This is a genomic window from Exiguobacterium sp. R-17 (genome assembly GCF_049913315.1).
GTDB lineage: Bacteria > Bacillota > Bacilli > Exiguobacteriales > Exiguobacteriaceae > Exiguobacterium_A.
Window position 1 is genome coordinate 1,114,613 of the sequence record NZ_CP184372.1, and the last position, 12,590, is coordinate 1,127,202.

Consider the following 12,590-nt stretch of genomic DNA (forward strand, 5'->3'; position numbering starts at 1 on the left):
AATAGAGAAGGAACTTCTTCTATAGTAGTAAAGAAAGGGGATGCTCATATGGAGCTCTCATTGTGGTTAGCGTTCGGAGCCGGTTTGTTATCATTCGTCTCTCCGTGTACGTTGCCGCTGTATCCTGTATTTCTCTCCTATATTACAGGAGTGTCGGTCACGGATTTGAAGGAACGAGGGGTACGAGAAAGGCGATCCCTGTTTCACACGTTAGCTTTCCTCGTTGGATTTGCGATGGTCTTCGCTGTGCTCGGACTCTCGACATCCTTGTTCGCAGATGTCTTTATCACATATCGGGATACGTTACGGATGGTCGGGGCACTCGTCATCTTCGTGTTCGGTGTCGTTCTCGTCGGGTTATGGCAACCGACATTCTTGATGCGTGAAAAGAAACTGAATCTTGGGGAACGAAAAGGGGGATACGTCGGAACGGTACTCGTCGGAATCGGTTTTGCGGCTGGTTGGACACCATGTACAGGTCCGATTCTCGCAGGAGTCATCGGATTAGCTGCGACCAATCCGAGCCAAGGTATGTTCTACATGCTCGCGTACGTCCTTGGATTCTCGATTCCTTTCTTATTAATGGCATTTTTCGTAGGTCGTTCGCGTCTGTTTGTGCAGTATAGTCTGAAATTAACGAAATTCGGTGGAGCTTTGATGATGGTCTTCGGTGTCATGCTGTATTTTGACGGTCTCAGTAAATTCGCGGCATGGATGAGTGACATCGTCGGATTCACAGGATTTTAATCAAGGAAGTGATCGGATGATTTGGATATCAACTGGGGTAGCGCTCGTCATGGGTTTGCTGATCAGCTTTATTCGCGTGAAGGCATCAGCAAAACCGACGAACGCTAAAAAAATCTTGATCCCACCGTTTGCGATGTCAACGGGAATGCTACAGTTTCTATACCCAGCTTCCCGTCTGACATGGACGGAGGTAGCAGAAGCATTGCTCATTGGAGCCATCTTCAGTATCTTTTTGATCAAGACATCCAATTTTTATGAAGCGGAAGGGCAGATTTATCTGCAACGTTCGAAAGCGTTTTTCATCGTCTTATTCGGCATCTTATTCATTCGGACGATTGCGAAATTCTTTATCGGAGGACAAATCGACATCTTCGAGACGGGTGGGATCTTTTATCTCGTCGCCTTCGGTATGATTGCCCCGTGGCGCTTCGCGATGTATCTCAAATACAAAAAGGTGAAATCAGGCACCGTGTCTGTAGCACATTTGCCCCAATAAAAAACCGCTGAAGGTGACTTCGGCGGTTTTTTCGTGCATCCTTCAATTTTGGAAATATAATGCGTAGTCTCGCCAGTCGATGGCGTGCTCCGTCAAAGCTTTTTTCAAGAATTTATGATCGCGTTTCGGCGTCGCAGAAATATACCCTTTGACGACCAGTTCAGATGTCATCTCTGTCGCCCGTTCCTCGAGTGCGAACTGTCCGATCCGCCCGGCAATCTTGCGGCGTGCGACATCACGAAATGCCGATGGGACCGGCATGACGAGAGCGTTCAATAACTCCATCGTCTCATCCGTCCAAAGGTGTCGTGTCTTGTCGATGTACTCATCTTCCCAGTCCATCATCGATTTACCATCTTCTTTCGGCAACTTCTTGAGGAACTTCCGGAACATGAAAAACCCGCCGATTGCCATGAGTGTAATCATGATAAAGCCCCAGAGCAGAATCCCGTTCATGAACCATTCCATGCGCGACTCATCCCCCTTTCACATCAAATATAGATTAGCATAAATCAGGTGGACGTGCTATGATGAATGACGGAGAAAGTGAGGCGAAAAAATGCTGCAACCATATGTACAATTGGACGAGACCGGACAGCCCCGTAAAGGTGTCTTACCTGAAACAGCGGACGGTCGGATCGTTGAATTCTATTATGATACAAAGGGTGAGGAGATTACAGTCATCTTCGTCACCGTTCCGGCAGAAGATGCGAGCCGGAAGCGTGCGTTTACGGTCGGGAAAACGTTCAAGACGGTCTCGACACTCGAAGACTTCACATTACTTCAATATGAATGGGCAAATGACCAGATTTTTGCGACACTCGAGATGTTCGCGGATGGGTCGAAACGTCAAATCGACGCTTCGAGATTGCTCGACTATTAAAAAAGAAGGAGATGCGGATTGCCGCGTCTCCTTCTTTTGATATTTAAGAAATATGAAGTCGGATGACCTCGTCATGAAGGTCAACCTGTCCACCGATCGGGAACGTAAACAAAGGACTCGTATGTCCAAAATCGACATTCGCAAGGACCGGAATCTGTTTAAGTGATGGGTAAAGTGAAATCAAGTAGCGCAGATGTTCTTCCGTCATCTTCGTTGCGAGTTGGAACCGTCCGAAGACGAGCCCACGAATTGTCTCCGCGCCTGGTTGCGCCATCAAAGAGGCGAAATCACGGGCGAACGTCGCTGGGTGGACTTCGTAATCGTCTTCAAGGAACAAGATGGTATCCCGCAAATCAGGGAAGTGCGACGTGCCTTGAAGGAGGTTCAAGGTGCAAAGATTTCCACCGATCAGACGACCGCTCGCTTGTCCCGGAGATAAGAGTATCGGTCCTTTGTTCGGTAACGTGATGACATGTCCGCGATCCGAATCCCGCCAATGAATCGACGGCTTGATTGTAACCGGGTCCGTTCCGAATAAGACTTGTTTGAAATAATCAATCGTATAGGCGTCACGATCACGGAAAGCCCGTAACATTGGTCCAGAGTATGTCACTAAACCTGTATTCGTCAAAATGGCGTGACTGAGCGCCGTGATATCAGAGAAGCCACAAAGAATCTTCGGATGCGTCCGAATCAGTTCATAATCGAGTAAATCGACGAGTTCATTCGTACTGAACCCACCGCGAACGCAAAGGATCGCATCGACGTTCGGATCAGCAAACGCGGCGTGGAGATCTGCAACGCGTAACTCGGGATCACTGGAGCCGAACGGATTGACAGCACGCGCATGTTGACTGATTGAGACGCGTAATCCGAATGATTCGAGTGTCTCGATTGCATCGTCAATGATCCTCAGCTCGACTGTCGAGAGGCTCGAAGCGGGGGCGACTAGGCGGATATGTGAACCATCTGTCAGCTTCTTCGGCGTTAAGGTCGGAAGATGAGCGGAAATGATTTCCAATCGGTTACCGAATGGGTCCGCTGTAAAGAAACGACAGCGCGGAGCAAGTCGTGTATCATGCTCAACGGGATAACCTGCGGCTTGCAAGCGATCACTCATTTCTTCAAATGTAGCGACAGTCAATCCAGGATGCGCTTTTTTAGCAGGAGAGAATGGATCCTCGATGCCGAGGTGAAGCGCTGTACCGTGTTCTTTAAACCAGACACCACCACTTTTTTGAACACCAGCAGGTTTATCGACTTCCTTCATATGTAAAAGCCCGGCATAAAATGCACGGGCGCGATCTTCTTCGTTTTTCGGCATAGCGAGTTGGACATGATCTAACATGAAGACACTTCCTTTACGAATAAGATTTAAGCAACGAACTGGGTGATCCGTTTCAGTTCACGCTCGACGAGGTTCAAGTAGAAGGCACCTTCGATCCGACGATCAAGAGATTGAGCGATTTCATATAAGTTCGTCCGGAGCGCTGCGAGATACGACGCTTCCTCACCAAGGGATTGTCGATGGGCAAATGCATAGTGAGCGAGTAGGAACTGGAGATATCCACGATCGGTTAAGAATGGAATCAATTGTTTTTTCTCTTCCATCAACCAGGGATAGTTTGTGTCGTAATACATCTTCGCATATAAATGATAGGGCTCATCGCCACCGGTAAAGAGTGTTTCGCCACGTTTGACTTCTTCAATCAAGCGTTCGCTCCAATCAAAACGCTCTTTTTTGCGACTAAGGAATAATGGCAGGATGTATGGATGAGCCTGATCTGGCATCCGTGAACAACCGCGTTCATGTCGCAGTGCCGCATAAAGAAGTAAGGCGCGATCTTCGAATCCACGTTCGATTGCATACGTCATCCGGCTGAAGGCTTCACAGGATGGGCAATCACTGAGTTCGTCGCTTGGTGCGTCGACCCATTCCGATAAATAGTGATCGGCTTGCTCCTCGTCACCAAGCTTGCTGTAAACCATGAAGCTAATATAGTCGCGTGTGCGCGCGAATCCATGCGCGTCACAAAAATCAATGAAGCGGTCAAGATCTTCTTCGAGAAGCGATACCGTCACGTCTTCTTGTTCTGCCATATAGATCAAGTAGGACTTGTAGTTCCAGTACAAATCAAGTTCTTGTTTTGGAGTCAGTGTCATCTCATCTTTTCGGATCCATTCCATTAAGAGCGTGAAAGACACAAGAAACGATCGGAAGTGTCCTAAATCAAATTGATTTTGTGAAAATGTCCATAAGGAGAGGAAGCGGAGTGAATCATCAGCTGTTTCCTCAAAGATGGCCCATAAGGCCTCACCGCGTGCAACGGAGGGTTCTTCTTCCTTTAAGCGAAGATATAAAAGATGGAGTTCTTCTTGAGGGTTCATCTGTACCCCTCCTTTCTTATATAAGTATACCACGAGCGTTTTGAGAAATCGCAATTGAGCGAGGACGGAATAAAAAAAGATTCCGAACCCGCTCAATTGCGGTTCGGAATCATTTCAAGTATTTGGGGATGAGTATTAGCTGTCGGATGTAGCAAATCATGTACTGTGTAACCATTGAGTACTTGATGGAACGCCGCAATGGCATCATCGAAAGCATCACGTGCTGGATTGAGCGAAGGAATCTCGTGAATGCCTTCTTGCGGATCGAGAAAATGAACGGTTGGTTCAAACAGTTGTACGACGTCACCGATATGAATTGCATCCGGAGGGCTCGCTAATCGAAAACCACCTCCACGACCACGGACAGATTCAATCAGACCACTCTGTCCTAAACGATAGACTACTTTCATCAAATGATTCTTAGAAATGTCGTAACAATCCGCTACTTCCTGGATTCGGACTAAACGATCGGGATGAGCTGCTGCGAACAGCAGGGACCGAATCGCGTAATCCGTATAACGTGTCATGCGCATTTTCATCACCTACTTAACACACATACTAGGGGGGGACGCAAGCTTTTACAAATCTCAATGTGCAAAAAATAAGATGCATTTTAGAGATTGTTTTTGAGGGTGGATTCACGCATAATGGACGGTGAAAGGTAGGTTAAATTATGCATTTCGATCAGGCATTACACCTTTTGCAACAGCTCGGTCCATCGATGGAGCAAAAGGGATTGCGGATCGCGACGCGCTTCTATGACTCGCTCGAGGCGACGTACGAAGAAGAATTGCGCGCGCTTCGAGAAGCGGGGGCTCAGGACGGAACTCGTGCCTTGCGGATTTTACGCCTGAGTCAATTACTGAACCAGATTACAAACCAGCATGAATCGAGTGAACTGTTTAAATTGATTTTACTGAATGAAATCGATCAGACGAAATCGTTTCTGTTGACGTACCCTGACATCATCAGTCGTGAAATTCTTCAAGCTATTCAAATCGAATATGACCTTAAAGAAGATGCACCTTTACTTCAAGCATGGGCAATTGTTCACCATCAACTCGTCGATACGTGCCGACATTTTTGTAAATACCGCCGTGCTGAGAACTGGCGTCAACAAGATATTTTGTTAATCGCAGAAGAACATCATCTAGGAGCCGTCATCGACGAAGCCCGGCATTCGCTCCTGAGTGGTCGAAAAACGACCTTGTTACATGTCTCAGCTGAGGAACTGGCAGAACGAATGTTAGCGAATGTCCTATCCTTGACGACGAAAGGGATGGTCGTTCACCACATTCGTCAAGAAGGATGGGAACAACAGATGCACGAATTCTTGACGATGATCACGGCAAATGATCCGATCGTCTTCGTCAGTGGATCGACGAATTTCATTGAAGAAATCCAGCAACGACTTGATCCGCTACCGGTCCTGTTCGGTCCGTTCGTAGCGGCAAATCAATTACCATCTTAACGAGAAAAGCGATGTGACAGGTTCTGACAGAAGTCGGAGCATGACACATCGCTTTTTTTAGGCTGATTTCGTTAAACGTTTCGCTCGTTGAATCGAACGATCGAGTGCGAGATAGACCCCACCTGATACACAGCAGAGCAGTCCGACGAATCCAAGCGCAAAATCACCTTTTCCGGTATCAAGGAATAAGGATCCGAGAAGTGGGGCGGTGACGCCACCGATCAACCACTGAAGACTCGCAGCACCGTTGTACGTTCCGCGGAGATGTTCCGGGGCAATTAAGGCAATGAATGTCATCTGCACAGGGGACATGATCATCTCACCGAGTGTATAGAATGCATAAATCGCAAGCAATACTGTCACGAGCACGACATAACTCGTTCCGAGTGAGAACAGGTAAGACGGCACGAATGCGAGGAAAATCATACCGATTCCGAAGATCGAGGCACCAAGCAACATGACTTTTCCGAATGCCTTCCCTGACAAGCGAGCAGCAATCGGGAACTGGAATAAGACGACCATGATTCCGTTGAGTGCCATCAAGTAAGGAAACGGATTTTGTTTCGTCGGTAACCCCGGTAGTGCTTCTTTCAAGAAGACCGGTAACATACTCTCGACGAGGGCAAATCCCATCGAAATGAAGACACCCGCACCGATAAAGATTAAAAAGACGTGATCCTTCCGCAATACAGTGAGCGGTGATACTTTGACTTCGTCCGTCTTTTCGATATACTCCGGTTTCGTTTCTTCGATGAAGAAGTAGAGAACGAGTCCATACAGGAAAAAGACGAAAGCAGCTGAGTAGAAGATGAGCGAACGGTCAACAAACAGGACAGCACTTCCGAGAAGTGGACCGAACGCTGCGCCGACATTATGTCCCATCCGCAGCAGACCGAACGATTCATTCAGGCGTTCTGGTGGTGTGACGTCAGCGACCATCGCGCTTGCTGCCGGATGGAACAGTGAACTCGATAAACCGAGCAACGCGTTCAAAGCGAGCAGCGGTCCGAATGAATCGGCGAACGAGAAACCGATTAGCGCGATGACGTCACCGATGATCGAGAGAACCATCAGTGGTTTTCGACCGAATTTATCAGCGAAGTGACCACCGAGAACGGCGCCGACGAGTGACATGATCGGTCCAGTCGCCATGATGACGCCGACCAAAAAGTAAGAATCGAGTCGATCCGCGTAATAGAGAACTAAAAATGGTGCAATCATGAACATCATGATCCCGGTGATCGTTTCCCCGACGAACCGGATCCAGATGTTGCGATCAAGCTGTTTGAGTGCGTTAAACATAGTGAAAACCCCTTATATTCCGTTTTTAGACAATAGAAAAGACGGATACGCACAAATATGGGCATACCCGTCCAAATATAAGAGGGCAGCATGTACGTATACGCATACGCACACCCTGCTTAATTAAAAATTAAACGATAGGGTGACGTACAGTTGTAGCCGATACAAAGACAGTGTGGACAGATGTCCGGGCTTGATGGAATACCATTGTACGTCTCCTCCTTCTGTAATAGTGAACTTCCTAGTCATCGTAAAGAAGATAGTGATGAATTGTCAACTTTAAATCTGAAAATTAAGTCAATGAAGTGAAATGGACGAGACCTTGAAAATTCGGTATGATAGACTAGTTGCGAAAAAGATTGATCGGACTTTTGAATATATCGGTGAAAGGAACTACCATACATGACAAACATTCTACAAACGGAAGTCGAAAAGCGTCGGATTTTCGGCATCATTTCCCACCCGGATGCGGGTAAGACGACACTAACTGAAAAATTCCTCCTACACGGAGGCGCGATCCGTGAGGCAGGTTCTGTCAAGGCACGGAAAAACTCGAAATTCGCAAAATCGGACTGGATGGAAATTGAAAAGCAACGGGGAATCTCTGTTACGTCTTCTGTCATGCAATTCGAATATGACAAAAAAATCGTTTCCATCATGGATACACCAGGTCACTCGGACTTCGGTGAAGATACGTACCGGATCCTGACAGCTGTTGACTCAGCAATCATGGTCATCGATGCGGCGAAAGGGATCGAGTCGCAAACGAAGAAACTGTTCCAAGTCTGTCGGATGCGCGGTATTCCGATCTTTACGTTCATCAACAAGATGGACCGTCAAGCACGTGATCCGCTCGAATTGATGGAAGAACTCGAAGAAGTCCTCGGCATCCCGTCGGTTGCTGTGACATGGCCAGCTGGTTCAGGTCAACAGTTCGAAGGAGTCTATGACCGTGTCAAAGGACAATTCCACTGCTTCAAAAATGATCGTAAGACGATCGAACTCGGCGAGGAAGGTCTCGCGAACGAAGAACTCGCGACGACGATCAACTCGGAAATGTACGAGACGTTGATGGATGAAGTCGACTTACTCGACGGCGCAGGTAACGAATACGATGAAGAATTGATCGCAAAAGGTGAACTGACTCCGGTCTTCTTCGGATCAGCACTCGTCGATTTCGGTGTCACACCACTTCTTGAACATTACTTGAACTTGTCTCCTTCACCAACACCACGTGAGTCAAACAAAGGAAAAGTCGAGCCGGCGCAAGACTTCTTCAGTGGTTTCGTCTTCAAGATTCAAGCGAACATGAACCCAAACCACCGCGACCGGATTGCGTTCGTCCGGATCTGTACAGGTAAGTTCGATCGTGGGATGGACGTCGTCCTGACACGGACAGGCAAGAAGATGAAGCTGTCGCAATCAACTCAATTCATGGCGGATGAGCGTGAAACGGTCAACGAAGCGTTCGCAGGAGATGTCATCGGGTTATATGACTCAGGCAACTATCAAATCGGTGATACGATCACGAATGGCGATCCATCGTTACAATATGAAGCACTCCCGACGTTCGCACCAGAACTCTTCCTGAAGGTCTACACGAAAAACGCCTTGAAGTCGAAACAGTTCCAAAAAGGTGTCGAACAGCTTGCACAAGAAGGTGCGATCCAGGTCTACAAAACGGAATACAACGAAATCATCCTCGGAGCGATCGGACAACTCCAATTCGAAGTCTTCGAGCACCGGCTCAAAGGTGAGTATGGCGTTGACATCTTGAAGGATGCCGCGAACTTCCAAGTCGCCAAGTGGATCAAGCCAGCAGAAGTCGCTGCTGTCAAAAAATTGACGGATTCACGGACGGTTCTCGTCTATGACCGCTGGGAGAATGCCGTTCTGTTATTTGCGAATGATTTCGTCTACGAGCGATTCGTTCAGAAAAACGAAGGAACGATCACATTGGTCGATTCACCGCAACAACTTTAATGTTTTCACGGACTACTTTTCGAAGTGGTCCGTTTTTTCGTTCTGGAAATCTCGTTTGATGACAAGCGAACAAGGGTAAAAATAGAGCGTGTTTGAATTCATATGAAAAAGGACGGTGTCATGTGATGGCGAAACGGTTTGTTGGGATTTATCAGGATCAATCGAGTCTGGAACGAAAAATTGAAGAATTGAAACAGCAAGGACATCATGATTCGGACTTTTCTGTCGTCGGTCGAGATGATGCAGCAGAAGAAGCATCAGGTGCGAGTTGGATTGATCAAGTCAAATCAACGTTCTCTAAAGAACCACCGCTCCGTGAGACGTTAAAACGTGTCGGACATTCGGATGATGAGGCAGAACGGCATTACGCGGAAGTCGAGCGAGGTGGTCTTGCACTGTTCGTCAAGGATCGAGATCACGACCATGACCATGACCACGATCACCATCATGACCATGAGCATCATCATAACCATGACCAAGATCATCGGTACGATGATAATAAAGTCGAAAATCCAGGGAACAACGCCTATGAATCCAATCACCGTGAGGAAGGTGAGAAGAGCGACCGGGCGAAGTGGAAAGCGGACGATCTCGACTAATACCTAGAAGTGAAGGCGCCATATCGGTGATCTTCACTTTTTTCTCGTGTCCGGAGTCGCAAAGCGAGATGTGTGGGGAATCGAGGTGCTATACTGAGAGCATCGAAGAGGTGATAAGACATGAAAAAAATAGTGACAGCTTTAGCAGGAATCGGTCTTGCCAGTGCTTGGTTCATCAACCGATACCCGGTGTTCGGGAAACGACCAAGCCGTGCAGAGCGGCGGAGTTTCGAACGATCAGATCGTTTTGTTGACGGGAAATTCAAAAATGAGATGGATTTCCAGTTGAAGATGGAATGGGACTCGATGAAAAGCATCTTAAAGGATTACGGACGAAACATTCCGAATCTGCGTCCTGTCAAAGCGTTACCGACGCTTCCGTATCAGCGACGTCAAGACGATAGTGAAGCACCACGCGTCACATGGTTCGGACATTCGGCATTTTTACTCGAACTCGATGGACAAACGATTTTCTTTGACCCGATGCTCGGGCGCGCACCATCACCGTTCCCGAAACTGGGGGGAGGACGTTTTCAAACGACGCAGACCGTTGATCTCGAACGCTTGCCGTTGATCGATGTCGTCGTCTATTCGCACGACCATTATGATCACCTGGATTATCCATCCGTCCTCGCTTTGAAAAATCGAGTCGGTCGCTTCATCGTGCCACTCGGGGTCGGGAGTCGTCTCCGTGGATGGGGCGTCTCGGCGGAGCGAATCACGGAACTCGACTGGCATGAATCGACGCAAGTCGGTGGCATTAAGCTGACAGCGGCTCCGTCGCGCCATTATTCAGGGCGAAATGGTCTTGATCAATTTTCAACGCTGTGGGCGTCATGGGTCATTGAAGGCTCGCAAAAAGTTTTCTTTAGTGGTGATAGTGGGTATGGTCCACATTTTAAAGCGATTGGCGAACAGTATGGTCCGTTTGATTTAACGATGATGGAATGTGGGCAGTATGATGTCCGGTGGTCCAATTCGCACATGTTACCGGAACAAACAGTTCAAGCACATCGTGATGTCAAAGGTCGCGTCTTGATGCCGATTCACTGGTCTGCATTTATCCTCGCGTTTCATGCCTGGTTCGAACCGGTCGAACGGTTGCTCAAGGAAGCAAAACGCGATGAGATTCCAGTTTTGACACCAATGATTGGGGAGAGTGTGACACCCGAGAGCACGACACGGAAATGGTGGCGGGAAGTGCGTTGAATGATACAGCTTTTTGATTTTAATTAAATATGATGATAAAAAAAGTAGCCATTTCGATTTGACTCGAAATGGCTACTTTTTTAGATGAATAAACGGACGAGATGTTCATCATCGACTCCTACAGGAAAAGTAAGCGAGGGTGATGACATCGTCCGGACCTACAATACCATTTAGCTCGCCAATCGATCTGCTTGTTTTGCACGACGTGAACGAACCTTTTCGACAATTTCGAAACCGAGCACAAGCATCGTTCCGACGAGCAATCCATTACTGAGAAACGGACGAAGCGTCAAAGGCAGGACTTCAGCGATGACGGTCGATTGCAACAAAATACTGATGCCGATGACGGCACTGATTGCAAACGCATGGCGACGACGGCTGTTCTCCATGTTACTTTCCGCTGACTGCCAGGCAATTAAAAACATATGCGGCAATGTCGCAAGCAACGCTGCACTCGCGACGCTCCGCGGCAATGTTGCTATGATCCCGATCAAGCTTGGGAAGAAACCAATCAGTGCGATGACAAGTGAGGCAATCAAGAACGGACGACGTTTCCGGCTTCCCGTTTGCGCGATGAATCCACTCGTGATGGGTAATGGCACAGGAACGAGCGTCGAGAACGTAGCAGCGAGTAAATGAATGACACCTTCGATCGACAAGCCTTGGTGCAGACGTCCTTGTTTTTGAAGCGTTGCTTCGACGGCGCTTAAGGCAGCGATCAAATTGACGACGAGCAAGATCGCGAACGGAATCGCGACAAGGAATGCACTGCCGTCAAACTGTGGCCATCCGAACGGTAACGCTTGCGGTGGTGCAAACAAACTAGACGACGTAGGAAGTGACGGACGGCTGACGAGCCAACCGACGAGAATTCCGATCATCAAGGCGAACGGACGTAAGCGACTCGGTCCGAATTGGCTGAGTCCGAGCACAAGTAAGAACGTGATGATACCAGCGAGACGTGTTGCTTCGACGGCGAGGACGGCACCAAGCATGACGCCTGTTAATTGAATACATAATAAAAGCAAAAATGTTCCGCTGACGAGCGGTGTGAAGACGGGTAATAAGTATTTTGTCCATCCTGTCAAACCGAGAATGATAAGGACGATACCGGCAATTACGACGGCTGCCATCGCAATCGTAAAGGCTGTTTTTGAATCGACCGGTAGTGCGGCGATGACAACGAAGATACTGACCCATGATCCGGCAGGTCCCGATACGATTGGAAGCCGGTGGCCGAAAGCGCCGTGTAGGAAACAGGCAATCCCGCCTACAAAGAACGACCGTTGGACAAGGGCAGCTGTTTCGACTGAGGAGAGGTCGAACAGACTAGCGACGACGATCGGTAAGGCAATCGTGTTCGCGAGTAAGAAGACGATCCACTGGAAAGTAGAAGTCGTTTGTTTCATGAAAAAGCTCCTTTCTTAAACTGAAGATATTCCTGCATCATAGCATATGATTGATGTTATGATTCATATATCTTTATACATGAAAACATATGAAAGAGATGAT

The 12,590-nt window shown here is 47.9% G+C and carries 13 protein-coding genes; 7 read left to right on the top strand and 6 right to left on the bottom strand.

The window, feature by feature from the left end; all coding sequences use genetic code 11:
• Positions 1-48: 48 nt before the first annotated feature.
• Together ACN9MT_RS05755 and ACN9MT_RS05760 are read left to right on the top strand one after the other, a co-directional pair.
• Positions 49-747 (top strand): cytochrome c biogenesis CcdA family protein, encoded by a 699-nt coding sequence (locus ACN9MT_RS05755; protein WP_035408688.1) that lies wholly within the window; start codon positions 49-51, stop codon positions 745-747.
• A gap of 16 nt (positions 748-763) precedes the next feature.
• Positions 764-1,243 (top strand): CcdC family protein, encoded by a 480-nt coding sequence (locus tag ACN9MT_RS05760; RefSeq protein WP_035408686.1) that lies wholly within the window; start codon positions 764-766, stop codon positions 1,241-1,243.
• Between the two features lie 42 nt (positions 1,244-1,285).
• Here the strand turns inward: ACN9MT_RS05760 and ACN9MT_RS05765 are convergent, their stop codons facing one another.
• Entirely contained in the window at positions 1,286-1,711 is a 426-nt protein-coding gene (locus tag ACN9MT_RS05765) for a DUF2621 family protein (RefSeq protein ID WP_035408684.1), read from the bottom strand.
• Between the two features lie 91 nt (positions 1,712-1,802).
• Here ACN9MT_RS05765 and ACN9MT_RS05770 point away from each other — a divergent pair, with 91 nt between their 5' ends.
• Positions 1,803-2,126 (top strand): hypothetical protein, encoded by a 324-nt coding sequence (locus tag ACN9MT_RS05770; RefSeq protein WP_426272939.1) that lies wholly within the window; start codon positions 1,803-1,805, stop codon positions 2,124-2,126.
• Between the two features lie 43 nt (positions 2,127-2,169).
• Here the strand turns inward: ACN9MT_RS05770 and ACN9MT_RS05775 are convergent, their stop codons facing one another.
• From ACN9MT_RS05775 to ACN9MT_RS05785, 3 genes are all read right to left on the bottom strand, one after another.
• Positions 2,170-3,474 carry an LD-carboxypeptidase gene (locus ACN9MT_RS05775; RefSeq protein ID WP_426272940.1) on the bottom strand — a complete coding sequence of 435 codons (1,305 nt, stop codon included), beginning with the start codon at positions 3,472-3,474 and terminating at the stop codon, positions 2,170-2,172.
• 26 nt (positions 3,475-3,500) lie between these two features.
• The gene (locus ACN9MT_RS05780) at positions 3,501-4,514 is read right to left on the bottom strand and encodes a hypothetical protein (RefSeq protein WP_426272941.1); all 1,014 of its coding nucleotides are present in this window, start codon (positions 4,512-4,514) and stop codon (positions 3,501-3,503) included.
• A gap of 92 nt (positions 4,515-4,606) precedes the next feature.
• Complete coding sequence (locus tag ACN9MT_RS05785; RefSeq protein ID WP_426272942.1) at positions 4,607-5,047, bottom strand: RrF2 family transcriptional regulator; 441 nt, start codon at positions 5,045-5,047, stop codon at positions 4,607-4,609.
• Between the two features lie 140 nt (positions 5,048-5,187).
• On the opposite strand from ACN9MT_RS05785, the gene ACN9MT_RS05790 reads away from it, so the two are divergent.
• Entirely contained in the window at positions 5,188-5,985 is a 798-nt protein-coding gene (locus ACN9MT_RS05790) for a hypothetical protein (RefSeq protein ID WP_426272943.1), read from the top strand.
• A 57-nt stretch (positions 5,986-6,042) separates the two neighbouring features.
• Here ACN9MT_RS05790 and ACN9MT_RS05795 read toward each other — a convergent pair whose 3' ends face one another.
• Positions 6,043-7,287, bottom strand: a complete 1,245-nt coding sequence (locus ACN9MT_RS05795) for an MDR family MFS transporter (protein ID WP_023467788.1) — start codon at positions 7,285-7,287, stop codon at positions 6,043-6,045.
• Positions 7,288-7,689: 402 nt separating this feature from the next.
• On the opposite strand from ACN9MT_RS05795, the gene ACN9MT_RS05800 reads away from it, so the two are divergent.
• The 3 genes from ACN9MT_RS05800 (at position 7,690) to ACN9MT_RS05810 (ending at position 11,078) form a co-directional block, all read left to right on the top strand.
• Entirely contained in the window at positions 7,690-9,270 is a 1,581-nt protein-coding gene (locus tag ACN9MT_RS05800) for a peptide chain release factor 3 (RefSeq protein WP_290772404.1), read from the top strand.
• A 125-nt stretch (positions 9,271-9,395) separates the two neighbouring features.
• Positions 9,396-9,869: a general stress protein gene (locus tag ACN9MT_RS05805; RefSeq protein ID WP_426272944.1), complete on the top strand. Its 474-nt coding sequence runs from the start codon at positions 9,396-9,398 to the stop codon at positions 9,867-9,869.
• A 120-nt stretch (positions 9,870-9,989) separates the two neighbouring features.
• Positions 9,990-11,078, top strand: coding sequence for an MBL fold metallo-hydrolase (locus ACN9MT_RS05810; protein WP_056060573.1), 1,089 nt, complete (start codon positions 9,990-9,992; stop codon positions 11,076-11,078).
• Between the two features lie 170 nt (positions 11,079-11,248).
• On the opposite strand, the gene ACN9MT_RS05815 is transcribed toward ACN9MT_RS05810, so the two are convergent.
• The gene (locus ACN9MT_RS05815) at positions 11,249-12,487 is read right to left on the bottom strand and encodes a purine/pyrimidine permease (protein WP_035408666.1); all 1,239 of its coding nucleotides are present in this window, start codon (positions 12,485-12,487) and stop codon (positions 11,249-11,251) included.
• Positions 12,488-12,590 lie beyond the last annotated feature (103 nt).